Origin of the sequence: Streptomyces sp. NPDC001678, assembly GCF_042892945.1 — a bacterium.
In the GTDB taxonomy this organism is placed as follows: Bacteria; Actinomycetota; Actinomycetes; order Streptomycetales; family Streptomycetaceae; genus Streptomyces.
This window is the reverse complement of sequence record NZ_JBIAUP010000011.1, coordinates 39642-56766: the sequence shown is the minus strand read 5'-3', so window position 1 is coordinate 56766 and position 17125 is coordinate 39642. Positions and strand designations below refer to the sequence as shown.

Genomic DNA, 17125 nt, shown 5'->3' with positions numbered 1-17125 from the left:
ACGAGGAAAAGGTCCGTTCATGGAGCTCAGGAACAGATCCGTCCGTCGTCGGTACGCGGCTGCGATCGCCTCGGCGGTCGCGCTGGCCATCGTGCTGCCCACGGCGACGACCGCCCAGGCCGAGGGCGGCCCGTCCGACATCGCCGCACAGGGCGCGTTCCTGCTCGACAGCGGAGCGAACCAGGCCCTGTGGGGCAAGGACGCCGACACCCGGCGGCAGATGGCCAGCACCACCAAGATCATGACCGCGGTCACGGTGCTCAACAAGCGCGGCCTCGACCTCGACAAGCAGATCACCATCAAGCAGTCGTACCGCGACTACGTGGAACGCAATGGCGCCAGCACCGCCGACCTGCGGACGGGCGACACCCTGACCGTACGTCAGCTGCTGTACGGGCTGATGCTCCCCTCCGGCTGTGACGCCGCGTACGCGCTCGCCGACACCTTCGGCCTGGGCAACACGGAGGCCGCCCGCACCCGGCAGTTCATAGCCAAGATGAACAAGACGGCCGAAGACCTGGGCATGACGAACACCCGGTACGACTCGTTCGACGGCATATCGAGCGACGGGAACAACTACACCACCCCGCGCGACTCCGCGACGCTGGCCCGGTACGCGCTGACGAACGACACGCTCGCCACGGTGGTCAAGACGACGACCACCAGCCAGAAGGCCGTGAACGTCAACCGCACCTACCGCTGGGACAACACCAACAAGCTGCTCGGGTCCTACGACGGCGCGATCGGCATCAAGACCGGCACCGGCACCGCCGCCGGGCCGTGCCTGGTCTTCGCCGCCCGCCGCGGCGACCGCACGGTCGTGGGCGTCATCCTCAACGACCCCACGAACCGCTACCCCGACGCCGTGCGGATGCTCGACTGGGCCTTCGGCACGAAGACCGAGCTGAAGCTGCGCCGGCTTCCGCAGTCGGCGCAGAAGGACTGATCCCCGGCCGGGAAGCTCATCCCAGGAACCTCAGCCCAGGAAGCTCAGCCGCACCTGGCGGTCCGGATTGTCCACGTTGGTATCGACCAGACACACGGACTGCCAGGTCCCGAGCTCCAGCCGCCCGCCGATGACCGGAAGCGTCGCGTGCGGCGGCACCAGGGCCGGCAGCACATGGTCACGGCCGTGGCCCCTGCTGCCGTGCCGGTGCCGCCAGCGGTCGTCCGCGGGCAGCAGGTCCCGCAGCGCGGCCAGCAGGTCGTCGTCGCTGCCCGCGCCCGTCTCCAGCACCGCCACACCGGCGGTGGCGTGCGGCACGAACACATTGAGCAGGCCGTCACGGCCCCCGGCCGCCTCACGCAGGAACGCCTCACAGTGGTCGGTGAGGTCGTACACGCGCTCGGAACGGCCGGTGGTGATCTCCAGGACACGGGTGCGGAAGGTATCGCTCATGCGCCCATCTTCGTACGGATGCCGCGCCCCGTCGTACCGGTGACCGACTCGCGCCCGGTCGGCGCCCGCCGGGAAGGGAGCACCGGGAAGGGATCGCCCATCCCGATAGTTAGTAGAAACATGAACGAAGCAGGGGTGCAGGACGTCGAGACCGTGGTCGTGGGCGCCGGGCAGGCGGGCCTGTCCGCCGCCTACCACCTGCGGCGCGCGGGACACGAGCCGGAACGGGACTTCGTCGTCCTGGACCGTTCGCCGCGCCCGGGCGGCGCCTGGCAGTTCCGCTGGCCGACCCTGACCTACGGCAAGGTGCACGGCATGCACGCCCTGCCGGGCATGGAGCTGACGGACGCGGACGACGACCGGCCCTCCTCGGAGGTGATCGCCGGGTACTTCGCGGACTACGAGCACGCCTTCGGCCTGCGCGTGCGCCGACCGGTCGAGGTGCGCGCGGTACGCGAGGACGACGGTGGACGGCTGCGGGTGGAGACGTCCGGGGGCGTCTGGTCGGCCCGTGCGCTGATCAACGCGACCGGCACCTGGGACCGCCCCTTCTGGCCTCGCTACCCCGGCCAGAAGGACTTCCGGGGCCGTCAGCTGCACACCGCGGACTACCCCGGGCCGGACGCCTTCGCCGGGCTGCGGGTCGTGGTCGTCGGCGGCGGCACCTCTGCGGTGCAGCACCTGCTGGAGATCGCCGAGGTGGCGGCGGCCACGACCTGGGTGACGCGCCGGCCGCCGGTGTTCCGCGACGGCCCCTTCGACGAGGCGCGCGGGCGCGACGCCGTCGCCATGGTGGAGCGACGGGTGCGCGAGGGCCTCCCGCCGCGGAGCGTCGTGTCGGTCACGGGACTGCCGATGACGGCCGCGATGGAACGGGCCCGCGAGGCCGGGGTCCTGGACCGGCTGCCGGTGTTCGACCGCCTCACACCGACCGGTGTCGCCTGGGCCGACGGCACGGCCGTCGACGCGGACGTCATCCTGTGGGCCACCGGATTCCGGGCGGCCCTCGGCCACCTCGCCCCGCTGGGGTTGCGCGAGCCGGGCGGCGGCATCCGGGTCGAGGGCACGCGCGCGGTCCGCGACCCCCGCGTCCACCTGGTCGGCTACGGGCCGTCGGCCAGCACCATCGGCGCCAACCGCGCCGGGCGCGCCGCCGTGCGCGAGATCGGGGAGCTCCTGGCGGAGGGCCCGCCGGACGCGGCGGGTTCTTCAGCTCCTTCGGGTTCCTCGGGTTCTTCCCAGCGGGCGCTCGCTGCGGCAGTATGAGGCGGCGAAGACGATCACTGGCCGGAGCGTCACCGACCGCGAGGAGATGGCCGAGGTGTCATGCGCGTAGGGCTGTTCGTCACCTGCGTCAACGACACGCTGCGGCCGAACACCGGCCGGGCCGTGGTCACCCTGCTCGAACGGCTCGGTGTGCGCGTCGACTTCCCGCCGACGCAGAGCTGCTGCGGCCAGCCCCTGTACAACACGGGCTACCGCCACGGCACCGAGCCGCTGCTCCTGCGCACCGCCGCCGCGTTCGCCGACCACGAGTACGTCGTCACCCCCTCCGCCTCGTGCGCCGCGATGGTCCGGGACGCCTACCCCCGGATCGCCGCCCGCGCGGCCGCCGAGGGACGCCCCGCGGAGGCTGCGCGACTGCGCGCCGCCGTGGCACGGCTGGTGCCCAGAACCTATGAACTCACCGAGTTCCTGGTGGACGTATTGGGCGTCGTCGACGTCGGCGCCCGTTTTCCGCACACCGTCACCTACCACCCCACCTGCCACGGTCTGCGCGCACTGGGCCTGCGTGACCGCCCGCGCCGGCTGCTGGAGCACGTCGAGGGACTCGAACTGCGCGAGCTCGAAGGCGCCGACGAGTGCTGCGGCTTCGGCGGCACGTTCGCGGTCAAGAACGCGGCCGTCTCCGCCGCCATGGGCGCCGACAAGGCGCGGGCGATCGACCGGACCGGCGCCGCGACGGTCTGCGCGGCCGACAACTCCTGTCTGCTGCACATCGGCGGCACCCTCGCCCGGGAAGGCTCCCCCGTGCGCCCCCTCCACCTGGCGGAGATCCTCGCCTCCACGGACGGAGTCGTGCCATGAGCCGCACGTACCTGGGCATGCCCGCCTTCCCCCGCGCCGCCGCCGAGTCGACCCGGGACGGCACGCTGCGCGCCAACCTCCGGCACGCCACACACACCATCCGCGCCAAACGGGCCGCCGCCGTGGCCGAACTGGAGGACTGGGAGCGGCTGCGGGCGGCCGGAGCGGCCGTCAAGGACCGCACGCTGCGCCACCTGGACCACTACCTGCTGCGGCTGGAGGAGAACGTCACCCGCGCCGGGGGCACGGTCCACTGGGCGGCAGACGCCGACGAGGCGAACCGCATCGTCACCGATCTCGTACGGGCCACCGGCGAGCGCGAGGTCGTCAAGGTCAAGTCCATGGTCACCCAGGAGACCGGCCTCAACGCCGCCCTGGAGCGGGCCGGCATCCGCGCCTACGAGACCGACCTCGCCGAGCTCATCGTCCAGCTCGGCGACGACCTGCCCTCCCACATCCTCGTCCCGGCGATCCACCGCGGCCGCCGGGAGATCCGCGACATCTTCCGCGACCGGATGGCCGACTGGGGCCGCCCGGCGCCGGAAGGACTCACCGACCGGCCCGCCGACCTCGCCGAGGCCGCGCGACTGCACCTGCGCGAGAAGTTCCTGCGGTGCAAGGTCGGCATCTCCGGTGCCAACTTCATGGTGGCCGAGACCGGAACCCTGGTCGTCGTCGAGTCCGAGGGCAACGGCCGTATGTGCCTCACGCTCCCCGAAACCCTGATTTCCGTGGTCGGAATCGAGAAGACCGTACCGACCTGGCGGGACCTGGAGATCTACCTCCAGCTGCTGCCGCGCTCCTCCACCGCCGAGCGCATGAACCCCTACACCTCGATGTGGACGGGCACCACGGACGAGGACGGCCCCCGCGACTTCCACCTCGTGCTGCTCGACAACGGCCGCACCGACACCCTCGCCGACGAGGTCGGGCGCCAGGCCCTGCGCTGCATCCGCTGCTCGGCCTGTCTCAACGTCTGCCCGGTCTACGAGCGCGCCGGCGGCCACGCCTACGGCTCGCCCTACCCCGGGCCCATCGGCGCGATCCTCACCCCGCAACTGCGCGGCCTGGCCTCGCCGCTGGAGGAGTCGCTCCCCTTCGCCTCGTCCCTGTGCGGCGCCTGCTACGAGGTGTGCCCGGTGGCCATCGACATCCCCGAGGTCCTGGTCCATCTGCGGGAACGGGTCGTGGAGGGCGGCCCCGTCACCGTCCGCGGCAACCGCACCGTGATCAGGCCCGCGAAGCGCCACGCCCTGGAGCGCGCCGCGATGCGCGCCGCCGGCTGGACCTTCGACCACCCGGCCGCGCTGCGCCGGGCCCAGCGTCTCGCCGCCCGGACCCGCCGCGCCCACCCCCGGCGGCTGCCGGGCCCGGGCCGCGCCTGGTCGGACACCCGCGAACTGCCGGAGGTGCCCGAGGAGTCCTTCCGCGACTGGTGGGCCCGCACCCGGGGAGAGCAGCCATGACCGACGACCCGCAGCACTCCCCGAGCAGGGCGCGCGTCCTGGGGCGCGTACGGCGCGCGCTGGCCGATGTACCGCGCTACGAGCGCCCCGACGATCACCCGGTTCCCCGGGATTATCTGCGGGCGCACGGCGAACGGACGCCGGCCGAGTCCGTCGACCTGCTCGCCGAACGGCTGATGGACTACCGGGCCGTCGTCCACCGCACGGTCCCGGCAGGGCTGCCCGCCCTGCTCGCGGAACTGCTGCGCCGGCGCGGCGCCCGCCGGGTCGTCGTACCGGCCGGTCTGCCGGACGGCTGGCTGGCCGAGGCGGCCGTCGAACAGATCGTGGACGGCCCGGGGCTGACGGCCCGTGACCTGGACGCCATGGACAGCGTGGTCACGGGGTGCGCGCTGGCGATCGCCGAGACCGGCACCCTGGTCCTCGACGCGGGGCCGGACCAGGGCCGCCGCCGCATCACCCTCGTGCCCGACCACCACCTGTGTGTGGTCCGGGCCCCCGGGCAGGTGGTGGACTCGGTGCCCCAAGCCCTGGACCGCCTCTCCCCCGTCCGGCCCCTGACCTGGATCTCGGGCCCCTCGGCGACGAGCGACATCGAGCTGGACCGCGTCGAGGGGGTCCACGGCCCGCGCGCTCTGGAGGTGATCCTCGTCGAGGTCCCGGAGCCGCCCTCCTGACAGCGCCCGCCCTTGTCAACCGCGCTCGTTCCCAAGGAGGAAGCGTGCCGGAACCACCCCTGCGCGGCATCACGGTCGTCGCCCTCGAACAGGCCGTCGCGGTCCCCTTCGCCACCCGTCAGCTCGCCGACCTGGGAGCCCGGGTCATCAAGGTCGAACGCCCCGGGCGCGGCGACTTCGCCCGGGACTACGACCGCCGGGTGAAGGGCCTCTCCGCCTACTTCGTCTGGGTCAACCGGGGCAAGGAGAGCGTGGTCCTGGACCTCAAGGACGCCACGGACCGGGCGCTGCTCGACCGGCTCCTCGCCCGCGCCGACGTCTTCGTCCAGAACCTCGGCCCCGGCGCCGCCGAGCGGCTGGGCCTGGCACCCGGCCCCCTGCAGGCCCGCCGCCCCCGCCTGATCACCTGCGACGTCTCCGGCTACGGCACGAGCGGCCCGTACCGCGACCGCAAGGCCTACGACCTGCTGGTGCAGTGCGAGGCCGGACTGGTCTCACTCACCGGAAGCCCGGACTCCGTCGCCCGGCCCGGGATATCCGTCGCCGACATCGCCGGAGGGATGTACGCCTTCACGGGCATCTTGACGGCCCTGTACGAGCGTGAGCGCACCGGCGAGGGCTCGGCCCTGTCCCTCTCCCTCTTCGACGCCCTGGCCGAGTGGATGGGGCAGCCGTACTACGCGGAGGCGTACGACGGGCGGCCCCTGGCCCGCACCGGGGCCCGCCACCCGTCCATCTCCCCCTACGGCCACTACCGGTGCGGCGACGGCGACCGGGTCTTCCTCAGCGTGCAGAACGACCGCGAGTGGCGGGCGCTGTGCGAACGGGTGTTACGCCGCCCGCAGTTGTCGGACGATCCGCGCTTCGTGGACAACCCACTGCGCCACACCCATGACGAGCAGCTGACGGTCGTCATCGAGGAGTGCTTCGCCGGGCACACGGCCGATGGCATCCTCGCCCTGCTCGACGCGGCCGGCATCGCGGCCGCCCGACTGCGTACGGTCGCCGAGTTCGCCGCGCACCCGCAGCTGGCGGCGCGGGACAGATGGCGGGAGTTCGGCTCGCCCGCCGGTCCGCTGCGCGGGCTGCTGCCTCCGGTGACGGTGGCGGGCCGGGAGGCGGTGATGGGCGCGGTACCCGCGCTCGGGGAGCACACGGCCGCGATCCGCGCGGAGTTCGGGGAGCCGGAGGGGCTGGAGGGTCCGGGCGCCCGTCGAGGGTGACCCTGCCGGTGGTAGGCACGCCGTGCGTACGCGAGACCGGGGGCTGGGTGGGCCGGTCCCGGGACGGCAGGCTCTGTCCCGAAGCGGAAGATCGCCGGGGAACCGGCGGACCCATCCAGAAGGGGGACGACCCATGGTTGTGCGGACGGCGGGGGTCGACACGGCGGCACGGGCCGGGACGACGGGCGGAGTGGACACGGGGACCCGGTGGCGGGCGGGGTGGTCGGCCCCGGTGCAGCGGCCGAGCGGCGGCTTCGAGGAGAACTGGGCGGAGACCGGTTTCGACCGCCAGTCGGTGCGCCAGGTCGTCCGGGTGACGGACGGTGGCTCCGGGGCCCGGATCCGGCTGTCGAACCGCTATGGCACGGGGCCGCTGACCGTGGACGCCGCGTCGCTCGCCCTGGCCGGCGAGGGGGCCGCCGTCCGGCCCGGCACCGTGCGGCCGCTGTCCTTCGACGGGGCGTCTTCGGTGGTCGTACCGGCGGGCGGCGAGGTCGTGAGCGACCTGGCGGAGCTGCCGGTCGAGCCGCTGTCCTCGGTCACGGTGACCCTCTGGTTCGCGGGCCCGACGGGACCGGCGACCTTCCACGCACAGGCCTACGCAACGAGCTTCAGGGCATCCGGTGACCGAACCGCCGACGTGGGGGCCGGAGGCTTCGCCGAGCGGACCCACTCGTGGTACTACCTCTCCGATGTGGAGCTGACAGGCGGTGACGCCCCTGCTTCCGGGACGGTGGTGGCCTTCGGCGACTCCCTCACCGACGGTTTCGGCTCGACCGTCGGCGCCGATCGGCGCTACCCGGACGCGCTCGCCGAGCGGCTCCGGTCCGCCGGCCACTCCTGGGCCGTGCTCAACGCGGGCATCGGCGGCAATCTGCTGCTCAATGACTCCCCGTGGTACGGCGAGCGGGCGTCGGCCCGCTTCGACCGGGACGTCCTCGACAAGCCCGGCGTCCGCTCGGTGATCGTCCTCGTCGGGCTCAACGACATCGGGTTCAGCGAGGTGGATCTGCCCACCTACCGGCCCAACCCCCAGGTGTCGGTGGCCGAGCTGACGGCCGGATACCGCGAGCTCGTCGAGCGGGCGCACCGGCGCGGCGTCAAGGTGATCGGAGGGACTGTCCTGCCGTTCAAGGGCGCCGAGTACCACACGCCTCGGGCCGAGGCGAAGCGCGTCGCGGTCAATGAGTGGATCCGCACGTCCGGGGTCTTCGACGCGGTGGCCGATTTCGCCACGGTTCTGGCCGCACCGGGCGATATCGAGACGCTCGACCCCGCGTACGACAGCGGGGATCACAAGCATCCCAATGACGCGGGGTACCGCGTGATGGCCGGGGCCGTGCCGCTCGGGTCGCTCTGAGGCCCCGGGGCGGGGTGGCACGCGGCCGGGCGGGCCGGCTGGGCCGGGCCGGGGCCCGGCCACCCGCCCCGCGCGCGGGGTCAGACCTTGGCCACGAGGGGGATGTCGCGCCGGACCAGGGCGGCGTAGTGCCCGTCGTCCGCGAGGAGTTCCTGGTGGGTGCCTCGCTCGGCGATCCGGCCGCCGTCCAGGACGATGATCTGGTCGGCGTGGCGGACCGTGGAGAGCCGGTGCGCGATGGTGATGGTCGTACGCCCCGCGGAGAGGGTGTCGAGAGCTTGCTGGACGGCGTGTTCGGTGTGGGTGTCCAGGGCGCTGGTCGCCTCGTCGAGGATGAGCACGGGTGGGTCGCGGAGGATCGTACGGGCGATGGCGAGGCGCTGTTTCTCGCCTCCGGAGAAGCGGTAGCCGCGCTCGCCGACCAGGGTGTCGTAGCCGTCGGGCAGGGAGGCGACGTAGTCGTGGATCTGGGCGGCCTCGGCGGCGGCTCTGATCTCCTCGTCCGTGGCGTCGGGTTTGGCGAAGCGGAGATTGTCGGCGACGGAGGCGTGGAAGAGGTAGGTCTCCTGGGAGACGACGCCGACGGCCCGGGCGAGGGTGTCGAAGTCGAGGTCGCGCACGTCTTCCCCGTCGATGAGGACCCGTCCGCCGGTGACGTCGTAGAGGCGGGGCACGAGATGGCTCAGGGTGCTCTTGCCCGAACCGGTGGGGCCGACGACGGCCAGGCTGCCGCCGGCGGGGATGGTGACGTCGATGCCGCTGAGGGCCGCGCTGCCGGGGCCGTAGGAGAAGGAGACGTTCTCGAAGGTGACCTCGCCGCGGATCTTCTCCAGGCGCACCGGGTGCGCGGGCTCGGCGATCTCCACGGGCAGGTCGAGGTATTCGAAGATCCGCTGGAAAAGGGCGACGGAGGTCTGCACCTGCACACCGGTGGACAGCAGTGCGACGGTGGGCCGGAAGAGCCCCTGCTGAAGGGAGACGAAGGCCACGAGCGTGCCGAGGGAGATGTCCGGTCCGCCGGTCCGCAGGGCGATGCCGGCCGCCCAGTAGATGAGGGCGGGCATGGCGGCCATGACGACGCCGATGGTGGACATGCGCCAGCGCCCCGCCATATTGGTGCGCACTTCCAGCTCGACGAGCCGCTCGGACTCCTCGGTGAAGGCCTTGGTGAGGGAGTCGGCCCGGCCCATGGTGCGGCCGAGCAGGATGCCGCTGACGGAGAGCGATTCGGTGACCATGGAGGCCATGACGGCCATCTGCGTCTGCCGTTCGGCGGTGATCCTCTTGCGCTCGTTGCCCACACGTCGGCCTATCCAGACGAAGACCGGCAGCAGGAGCAGGGAGACGGCGGTCAGCCGCCAGTCCAGGGCGATCATCGCGACGACGGTGGCGATGACGCTGGTCAGGTTGGAGACGAGCGAGGTCGCGGTGGAGGTGACGGTGGCCTGCATCCCGCCGATGTCGTTGGCGATGCGGGACTGTACCTCGCCGGTGCGGGTCCGGGTGAAGAACGCCAGCGGCATGCCCTGGAGCCGCCCGTAGACCGCGGTGCGCAGATCGTGCATCACGCGCTGGCCGACGGTGGTGGAGATCAGGGTCTGGAGCACGCCGAAGACGCTGTTGACGACGGCCGCGGCGATCATGCCGAGCGACAGCAGGCTCAGCAGGCCCATACGGCCCTGCGGGATGGCGACGTCGAGGACCTCGCGCAGCATGAACGGCGAGGCGACGGTGACGAGCGACGAGGCGGCGACCAGCAGCGCGACGAGCGCGAGCCGGCCGCGGTACGGGTGGAAGAGACGGAGGATACGCCGCACCTGCGCGGGCCGCTCCGGGTCTGCGGGAGGTGGTGTCCAGTCCAGTGTGTCGCGAGGCATGGGCTCCTTCAGCGAGGTCGGGTCCGGGAGGCGGACGGCACGGTGACGCCGGGACGGTGCCGGGTGGCTCATGTGCCATGACCCGCCCGGCTCCGAACAGAGCATAGCTCACTGTTACCTATACTCACAATGCAATCTGTCCTGATAACATTGCGATCATGACGGCCCCCGACACGTCCGGCCAGCTCGCCGAGCAGCTGCTGAGGCTGACCCGCAGGCTCAATCGCGCGCAGAAGCGCTATCTGGACCCGGTCGGCATCACGCCCGCCCAGTCGCGCCTGCTCCGCACCGTGGCGCACTACGAAGCACCGCCGCGCATGGCGGATCTGGCCGAGCACCTGGAGGTCGTGCCCCGGGCGGTGACGACCCTGGTCGACGCCCTGGAGACCAATGGGGCGGTGCGCCGGGTGCCGGACCCGTCCAACCGCCGCGTGATCCGCATAGAGCTCACCGACCAGGGCCGCTCCACGCTGCGCGCCCTGCGGGACGCCCGCCGCGCGGCGGTGGAGGACGTCCTGGCCCCGCTGGACGACGGCCAGCGCGAGGTGCTGGGCGATCTGCTCGCCGAGCTGCTGACGGGCCCGGTCCGCCCCGCTTCCTGACCTCCCTCCGCGCCCGCGCGACGGCGGGGGTGGAGCGCACGCCCCACCCCCGCCCCTCCCGGACGACCGGTCAGCAGCGCCGGCTGTCCTCCGTCAGCTCGCCCTGGACCGTGGCCAGGGTGCGGTCGTAGCACGCGCCGGGGCCCAGGAGGCGGTAGCGCTCACGGGAGACTCCCGTGGCGTGGCGCTGTTCCCGGGGGACGTTCTGGATGTAGGACGCGTTACCGGTGTAGGTGTCGTCCAGCCGGCTCCAGGTGAGCTGCTTCCCCGCCCGCGTGGTGCGCAGGTCGGCCTGGTCGCCCATGGTGAGCACGGTGTTCAGCCGGTTGTCGGGGTCCACGGTGGTGACGCCCTCCATGCTGTAGACGCGGTGTGCCGTGTTCACCGTGGCCGGTCCGCGGCCGGCGACCGTGACGGTCTCGTCGTCCGTCCAGCGGGCCCGTAGCCCGTCCGTGGCCTCGCCGTCCTTCCAGCGGTGCAGCGAGGTGGCGGCCAGATGGCGGCCGACCGTGGTGGCGACCCGCCCGTGCGAGGTGTTCAGATAGCCGGAGACGGTCAGCGCGTGCGCGGCGTCCGCCGCCACCCGGTGCCGGGCGCCGGGCTGATAGTCGGCGGTCCCGCGCGGGGCGTCCTCCTGGTGGCGGGTGACCGCGCCGGTGACCACGGACGCCTTGGCGTCCTGCCAGACCAGGACGTTGACGGGAGTGTCCCAGCCGCTCTGCCCCTCGGGCACCCCGGCCACCGTCACCGATATCCGGTGCGGCTTGCCGTCGTTCAGCTGCCCCGCGAAGGGCGTGAGGTCGTACTCCACCGGCCGGACGTCGAAGGCGCGCGGGCCGGGGATCACGTACCACAGGAAGGGGTTGGACCAGCCGCCGGTCCACACCGTCGGGTAGGGGGCGGCGATCCCGGCGAGTCTGCCGTCCACCGAGACGCGCACCTCCCGGTTGGGACCGTCCTTGGCCTTGCAGGAGTAGGGCGAGGACTCCGGCGCGGCGAGGTACCAGAACTCCTCGCAGCCGCCGCCGGACCCGGTCGCGTAGACCTCGGCCACGACGCGCTCGCTGTTGCGCGGCACGGTCAGCGCGCCCTCGTAGGCCTGGCCGGCCTTCTGTGCGCCGTCGAGGGTGAGCACCCGGTCCGGGGTGCGGGCGGGTTTCACCCGCCCCTCGGCCTTGTAGAAGGTCAGGGTCGCCTTGACCTTGATGACGCCGGTGTAGGTCTCGTTGACGAGGTTGCCGATGAGCATCTCGACGGGCTGCCGGGTGCGCAGGGCGGGGGCGTAACGGGTGACGTCCTTCTCGACGTGCCAGGTGATGCCCTTGGGCGAGGGTTCGGGTGTCGAGGTGCGCAACACCTCGACACCGCCTATGCGGAGATAGCCGAGGCGGTCGAACTGCCGCCCGGCCACGGCGCCGTCGAGTCTGAGGACCACCTTGTTCCAGCGGTCACCACAGCGCTCGGGGGGCGTGTAGGTGCTCTTGTAGGGCGTGTAGTCGCGGAATTCGGTCTCCGCGACGGTCACGGTGCAGGAGGTGGTGCGAGGGGTGGCCACGGGTGGGGCAGCGGTGACCGGATCGTGCCATGCGGTGCCGAACTCGGTGGGTACGGCGGCCGTGGCCGGTCCGGCGCTCAGCGCCAGTCCGGTGGCCGCGGCGCACAGTGCCAGAAGCAGTCGTCTCATGAGGCAGGAGTGAAGCGCTTCGCCGCATGGCGCACCAGTACGAAGCCGGTCCGATGGGCCATGGCCGGACACCCGGCGCGGGAAAACCAGTTGAACCGGACATCTCCCTGCCGAGAGCCTGGCACGGACCCCTACCACCCACTCCGAACCGGGATGTCATGCACATTCGCGATCTGCCGTTTGCCGACCCCGGCCGTCCGGACGTCCGGTCGGGCCCCCGCTTCCTGCTGTGGCTGGGGCGGAGTCAGGTGGGCGGCCAGGCAAAGGCGATGTTCTGGGGCACGGTCAACATGGCGTCCGTGGCCCTGTTCCCCCTGGCGGCGGGGCTCGCCGTGCAGGCGGTGGTCGACCGCTCCGGCGCCCGGCTGGCGCTGGCGGCCGGTCTGATGCTGCTGCTCGGGACGGTCATGGCGCTGGCCGACATGATGCTGCACAGGGTGTCGGTCACCAACTGGATCACGGCGGCGGCGCGGGTGCAGCAGCTTCTGGCCCGGAAGACCGCCGAGTTGGGGGCGACGCTGACGCGCCGGGTCGCGGCCGGTGAAGTGGTGGCGGTGTCCACGGGCGACGTCGAGAAAATCGGCTGGTTCGTGGAGTCCGTCTCGCGCTTCATGGCGGCGCTGCTCACCACCGTGGTGCTCTGCGTGTCCCTGACGATCTATCAACCCGTCCTGGGGCTGGTGATCGCGGCCGGTGTGCCCGTACTGGCCCTGGCGGTGCTGCCGCTGCTGCCGCATGCCACGCGGCGAGCAGACGAGCAGCGGGAGAAGGCCGGCCGGGCCACCGAGCTGGCGTCGGACACCGTGGCCGGGCTGCGGGTGCTGCGGGGCATCGGCGGCGAGGAGCTGTTCCTCTCCCGCTACCGCCGCGCCTCCCAGGAGGTGCGCACGGCGGCCGTGCGCAGTGCCCGGATGTGGGCGCTGATCGCGGCGGTCCAGGTGGTGCTGCCGGGGCTGCTGCTGATCGCGGTGGTCTGGTACGGCGTACGGCTGGTCCAGGAGGGCCGGATCGAGGTCGGCGAGCTGGTCACGGTCTACGGCGTGGTCAGCTTCCTGTTGCTGCCGTTGCGCCAGTTCGAGGAGATCGCCCAGGCCTACGCCTTCTCCCGGCCCTCGGCGGCGCGTGCCGCCAGGGTCCTGGGGCTGGAGCGCGTCGCGCCGCCGGACGGCGACCGGGAGGCGTCCGGGCCGGGGCCGCGGGGCGATCTGTACGACCCGGTCAGCGGGCTCCTCGCGCCGACCGGGCGGCTGACGGCGGTGGTGTGCGGGGATCCCGACGCCGCGGGCAGGCTCGCCGACCGGCTCGGCGGTCACGCCGACGGGAGCACGGGCGGAAGGGCCGACGGAAGCACCGAGGGCACGCCCTCCGTACTGCTGGGCGGGGTGGCGCTGGACGGCCTGCCGCTCGACGTGGCGCGCGAGGCCGTGCTCGTCCAGGACAAGGACCCGGTGCTGCTGTCGGGCACCCTCGCCGAGCTGCTGGACGTGCCCTCCTCGGGTGCCGTGACGGCCGAGGCGGCTCTGGCGGCGGCGCAGTGCGAGGACGTACTGGCCTCGCTCACCCGGTCCTCGGCGGAAGGGAGCGACGATCCGATGCGGGCCCGGATCACCGAGCGCGGCCGCTCGCTGTCCGGCGGGCAGCGCCAGCGTCTGGCACTGGCCCGTTCCCTGATCACCGACCCGGAGGCGCTGGTGCTGGACGAGCCGACCGCCGCGGTGGACTCGCACACCGAGGCGCGCATCGCGGACGGGCTGCGCCACCTGCGCGCGGGCCGTACGACGGTGGTGTTCACCTGCAGTCCGCTGCTGCTCGACCGGGCCGATCGAGTGGTGTTCGTCCAGGAGGGCCGAGTGGCGACGGTCGGGGCCCACGCCGACCTGGTGCGCACCGACCCCGCCTACCACGCGGTCGTCACCCGCCGGACGGACGAGGAACCGGACGGGACGAACGAAGAGAACGACAAGGCAGACACCAAGGCGCTGGACATGGAGCTCGCCGGCTTCGAGAAGGCGGACTTCGATAGAGCGGACTTCGAGAAGGCCGTGGCCGACGTGGCCGACGTGGCCGACGTGGCCGACGTGGCCGACGTGGCCGACAAGGGCGAGCAGATCGGGGAAACGGCATGATCGGCCTGGCACCTCCCGCCTACGACCCCGCCGCACCGGAGTCGGCGACGACGCTTCCGGTGGCCGGACACTCCACGGTGCGCGGCTATGCGAAGGCGATGCTGCGCCGGCACCGGGGCGCCTTCGCCCTGCTCGTGGGGGCCAACGCGATCGCCGTGCTCGCCTCGATGGCCGGCCCGTATCTGCTGGGCGGACTGGTCGAGGAGCTCGCCTCGGGCGCCCGGGAGCTTCACCTGGGCCGTACGGTCTCCCTCTTCGCCGTCGCCCTGGCCGTCCAGGCGCTGTTCACACGCATGGTGCGGCTGCGCGGGGCGGTGCTCGGCGAACAGATGCTGGCGGACCTGCGCGAGGACTTCCTCGTACGGTCGGTGGGGCTGCCGCCGGGCGTGCTGGAGCGGGCGGGCACCGGTGATCTGCTGTCGCGGATCACCACGGACATCGACCGGCTGGCCAACGCCATGCGGGAGGCCGTGCCCGAGCTGGCGATCGGCGTCGTCTGGGCCGGGCTGCTGCTGGGGGCGCTGACCGTCACGGCACCGCCGCTGGCGCTGTCGCTGCTGGTCACGGTGCCGCTGCTGCTCGTCGGCTGCCGCTGGTACTTCCGGCGGGCGCCGGCTGCCTATCGCTCCGAGGCCGCCGGCTACGCGGCCGTCGCCGCGGCCCTGACGGAGACCGTGGACGCCGGGCGGACCGTCGAGGCGCACCGGCTGGGCCGGGAGCGGGTCGCGCTGTCCGACCGTCGCGTCTTCGAATGGACGCAGTGGGAGCGCTATACGTTGTGGCTGCGCTCGGTGCTGTATCCGGTGGTCAATGTGTCGCATGTGCTGCTGCTCTGCGTCGTGCTGCTCCTCGGCGGGTTCTGTGTGCTGAAGGGCTGGCTCTCGGTCGGTGAGCTGACGACGGGCGCGCTGCTCTCGCAGATGCTCGTCGAGCCGCTGGGGCTGATCCTGCGGTGGTACGACGAGCTCCAGGTCGCCCAGGTGTCGCTGGCCCGGCTCGTGGGTGTGCGGGAGATCGGCGCCGACGACGCCGACGAGCGGGTGCGCCCGGTGGGCCGGGACGTCCGGGCGGACCGGGTGCGCTTCGGCTACGGGCCCGGCGGCGATGTGCTGCACGGGGTCTCGCTCGACGTCCGGCCGGGGACCCGGGTGGCGCTGGTCGGACCGTCCGGCGCGGGCAAGTCGACGCTGGGCCGGCTGCTGGCCGGGATCTACGCCCCGCGGACGGGGACGGTGACGCTGGGCGGCGCGGAGCTCTCCCGGATGCCGACGGAGCGGGTGCGCCGCCATGTGGCGCTGGTCAACCAGGAGCACCACGTCTTCGTCGGTGCCCTGCGGGACAATCTGCTGCTCGCCAGGCCGGACGCCGGGGACGACAAGCTGTGGTCGGCACTGGCCTCGGTGGACGCCGAGGACTGGGCGCGGGCGCTGGAGAAGGGCCTGGACACCGAGGTCGGCTCGGGCGGGCTCGCGCTGACCCCGGCCCAGGCCCAGCAGATCGCCCTGGCCCGGCTGGTGCTCGCGGACCCCCACACCCTGGTCCTGGACGAGGCGACCTCGCTGCTGGACCCGCGCGCCGCCCGCCATCTGGAGCGTTCCCTGGCCAAGGTGCTGGAGGGGCGCACGGTCGTGGCGATCGCGCACCGGCTGCACACCGCCCATGACGCGGACGTGATCGTGGTGGCGGAGGACGGCAGGGTCAGCGAGCTGGGCAGCCACGACGAACTGGTCGCGGCGGACGGCGCGTACGCGGCGCTGTGGCGCTCCTGGCATCGCTAGCCCTCCGGGCGGGGCGGGGGCCCGGGAGGTCAGAGGAGCTCCAGGGCCCCCAGCCCGCCCACACCGCCGAGGATCATAAAGGCGGGCATCAGGATCTTGACCTCGACCCGGCTGCCGGCCCGGAAGCGCATCGACTTCGGGGGGCCGAGGGGGTACCAGCGCTTGCGCGCTATCGGCAGGGGCCACAGGATCGGGCAGCCGGAAACGGTGAGGGCGTCCCCGATGTCGTGCACGAGCGCGCCCAGGACGATCGGCAGGCCCAGCCACATGTACTCCTGGCCGGGGCCGGTGAACAGCCAGTGGGAGCCGTTGCCCGGTGCGTCCAGGACGCCGGCGAGGATCCAGGCGCTGGTGGCGCCGAGCAGCCAGACCAGCACATCGCTGGAGGTCCGGGCCGCCCGCCACAGCAGCCCCTCGACGGCGAGCACCATGTGGACGAAGAGGATGCCGAGCACGGCCCAGCGGTCCCCGGTCATCGCCAGCGCCGAGGCGCCGGCCCCTATCAGCACCGCCCAGAGGGCGGTGTGGGTCAGCGTGCGGTGGCCGCCGCTGCGGCGCGGGTCGGCCTTGGACCTGGTGGCCTTGTAGACCGCGTAGGACAGCTGGTCGATGATCCCGCACAGGATCCGGGATATCGGGCCGAAGGACCGCGATATGGTCGCGGACTTGTGGTCGAGGTCCGGGGCCAGGGCGGCCCCGGCGCAGATCAGCGCGCCGACCACGAGCACGGGCCAGGGCATCGGGTGGTCCAGCGCGGCGGCCGCCGCTCCCACGCCCAGCCAGGCCGCCGCCCCGGAGAGCGAATGAGCCGGTCCCATCATCGTCGTGCCACCCCTTCGCCGGCC

General features: G+C 72.7%; 14 protein-coding genes. 10 read left to right on the top strand and 4 right to left on the bottom strand.

Annotation, left to right across the window (positions count from 1 at the left end):
* Positions 1–19 precede the first annotated feature (19 nt).
* A complete protein-coding gene (locus ACFYZR_RS22710) occupies positions 20–946 on the top strand; it encodes a D-alanyl-D-alanine carboxypeptidase family protein (RefSeq protein WP_391913025.1) in 927 nt (308 codons plus the stop codon).
* Between the two features lie 30 nt (positions 947–976).
* Here ACFYZR_RS22710 and ACFYZR_RS22705 read toward each other — a convergent pair whose 3' ends face one another.
* Positions 977–1399: a secondary thiamine-phosphate synthase enzyme YjbQ gene (locus tag ACFYZR_RS22705; RefSeq protein WP_126917100.1), complete on the bottom strand. Its 423-nt coding sequence runs from the start codon at positions 1397–1399 to the stop codon at positions 977–979.
* A 120-nt stretch (positions 1400–1519) separates the two neighbouring features.
* Here ACFYZR_RS22705 and ACFYZR_RS22700 point away from each other — a divergent pair, with 120 nt between their 5' ends.
* The 6 genes from ACFYZR_RS22700 to ACFYZR_RS22675 all read left to right on the top strand — a co-directional run bounded on the left by ACFYZR_RS22700 (position 1520) and on the right by ACFYZR_RS22675 (position 8213).
* A complete protein-coding gene (locus ACFYZR_RS22700; RefSeq protein WP_391913023.1) occupies positions 1520–2665 on the top strand; it encodes an NAD(P)-binding domain-containing protein in 1146 nt (381 codons plus the stop codon).
* 60 nt (positions 2666–2725) lie between these two features.
* Complete coding sequence (locus ACFYZR_RS22695) at positions 2726–3487, top strand: (Fe-S)-binding protein (protein ID WP_391913021.1); 762 nt, start codon at positions 2726–2728, stop codon at positions 3485–3487.
* Positions 3484–4953, top strand: coding sequence for a lactate utilization protein B (locus ACFYZR_RS22690; RefSeq protein WP_391913019.1), 1470 nt, complete (start codon positions 3484–3486; stop codon positions 4951–4953). Before ACFYZR_RS22695 ends, ACFYZR_RS22690 begins: the two co-directional genes overlap by 4 nt.
* Positions 4950–5630: a lactate utilization protein C gene (locus ACFYZR_RS22685; RefSeq protein WP_391913017.1), complete on the top strand. Its 681-nt coding sequence runs from the start codon at positions 4950–4952 to the stop codon at positions 5628–5630. The genes ACFYZR_RS22690 and ACFYZR_RS22685 overlap by 4 nt, the downstream gene beginning before the upstream one ends.
* 44 nt (positions 5631–5674) lie before the next feature.
* Entirely contained in the window at positions 5675–6853 is a 1179-nt protein-coding gene (locus ACFYZR_RS22680; RefSeq protein WP_391913015.1) for a CaiB/BaiF CoA transferase family protein, read from the top strand.
* A gap of 133 nt (positions 6854–6986) precedes the next feature.
* A complete protein-coding gene (locus tag ACFYZR_RS22675) occupies positions 6987–8213 on the top strand; it encodes an SGNH/GDSL hydrolase family protein (RefSeq protein ID WP_391913013.1) in 1227 nt (408 codons plus the stop codon).
* 80 nt (positions 8214–8293) lie between these two features.
* Here ACFYZR_RS22675 and ACFYZR_RS22670 read toward each other — a convergent pair whose 3' ends face one another.
* Positions 8294–10090: an ABC transporter ATP-binding protein gene (locus tag ACFYZR_RS22670; RefSeq protein ID WP_391913011.1), complete on the bottom strand. Its 1797-nt coding sequence runs from the start codon at positions 10088–10090 to the stop codon at positions 8294–8296.
* Positions 10091–10248: 158 nt separating this feature from the next.
* Between ACFYZR_RS22670 and ACFYZR_RS22665 the strand changes: the two genes are divergently transcribed.
* Positions 10249–10692: a MarR family winged helix-turn-helix transcriptional regulator gene (locus ACFYZR_RS22665; protein WP_391913009.1), complete on the top strand. Its 444-nt coding sequence runs from the start codon at positions 10249–10251 to the stop codon at positions 10690–10692.
* A 70-nt stretch (positions 10693–10762) separates the two neighbouring features.
* Here ACFYZR_RS22665 and ACFYZR_RS22660 read toward each other — a convergent pair whose 3' ends face one another.
* Entirely contained in the window at positions 10763–12376 is a 1614-nt protein-coding gene (locus ACFYZR_RS22660; RefSeq protein ID WP_391913007.1) for a peptide-N4-asparagine amidase, read from the bottom strand.
* Between the two features lie 158 nt (positions 12377–12534).
* On the opposite strand from ACFYZR_RS22660, the gene ACFYZR_RS22655 reads away from it, so the two are divergent.
* Positions 12535–14502, top strand: coding sequence for an ABC transporter transmembrane domain-containing protein (locus tag ACFYZR_RS22655; protein WP_391913005.1), 1968 nt, complete (start codon positions 12535–12537; stop codon positions 14500–14502).
* The gene (locus ACFYZR_RS22650; protein ID WP_391913003.1) at positions 14499–16280 is read left to right on the top strand and encodes an ABC transporter ATP-binding protein; all 1782 of its coding nucleotides are present in this window, start codon (positions 14499–14501) and stop codon (positions 16278–16280) included. The genes ACFYZR_RS22655 and ACFYZR_RS22650 overlap by 4 nt, the downstream gene beginning before the upstream one ends.
* 29 nt (positions 16281–16309) lie before the next feature.
* On the opposite strand, the gene ACFYZR_RS22645 is transcribed toward ACFYZR_RS22650, so the two are convergent.
* Positions 16310–17101: a metal-dependent hydrolase gene (locus tag ACFYZR_RS22645; protein WP_391913001.1), complete on the bottom strand. Its 792-nt coding sequence runs from the start codon at positions 17099–17101 to the stop codon at positions 16310–16312.
* Positions 17102–17125: the final 24 nt, after the last annotated feature.

Coding starts and splice junctions, on each gene's coding strand:
- ACFYZR_RS22710 (WP_391913025.1), top strand. CDS start 20: ATGGAGCTCAGGAACAGATCCGTCCGTCGTCGGTACGCGGCTGCGATC.
- ACFYZR_RS22705 (WP_126917100.1), bottom strand. CDS start 1,399: ATGAGCGATACCTTCCGCACCCGTGTCCTGGAGATCACCACCGGCCGT.
- ACFYZR_RS22700 (WP_391913023.1), top strand. CDS start 1,520: ATGAACGAAGCAGGGGTGCAGGACGTCGAGACCGTGGTCGTGGGCGCC.
- ACFYZR_RS22695 (WP_391913021.1), top strand. CDS start 2,726: ATGCGCGTAGGGCTGTTCGTCACCTGCGTCAACGACACGCTGCGGCCG.
- ACFYZR_RS22690 (WP_391913019.1), top strand. CDS start 3,484: ATGAGCCGCACGTACCTGGGCATGCCCGCCTTCCCCCGCGCCGCCGCC.
- ACFYZR_RS22685 (WP_391913017.1), top strand. CDS start 4,950: ATGACCGACGACCCGCAGCACTCCCCGAGCAGGGCGCGCGTCCTGGGG.
- ACFYZR_RS22675 (WP_391913013.1), top strand. CDS start 6,987: ATGGTTGTGCGGACGGCGGGGGTCGACACGGCGGCACGGGCCGGGACG.
- ACFYZR_RS22670 (WP_391913011.1), bottom strand. CDS start 10,090: ATGCCTCGCGACACACTGGACTGGACACCACCTCCCGCAGACCCGGAG.
- ACFYZR_RS22665 (WP_391913009.1), top strand. CDS start 10,249: ATGACGGCCCCCGACACGTCCGGCCAGCTCGCCGAGCAGCTGCTGAGG.
- ACFYZR_RS22660 (WP_391913007.1), bottom strand. CDS start 12,376: ATGAGACGACTGCTTCTGGCACTGTGCGCCGCGGCCACCGGACTGGCG.
- ACFYZR_RS22655 (WP_391913005.1), top strand. CDS start 12,535: ATGCACATTCGCGATCTGCCGTTTGCCGACCCCGGCCGTCCGGACGTC.
- ACFYZR_RS22650 (WP_391913003.1), top strand. CDS start 14,499: ATGATCGGCCTGGCACCTCCCGCCTACGACCCCGCCGCACCGGAGTCG.
- ACFYZR_RS22645 (WP_391913001.1), bottom strand. CDS start 17,101: ATGATGGGACCGGCTCATTCGCTCTCCGGGGCGGCGGCCTGGCTGGGC.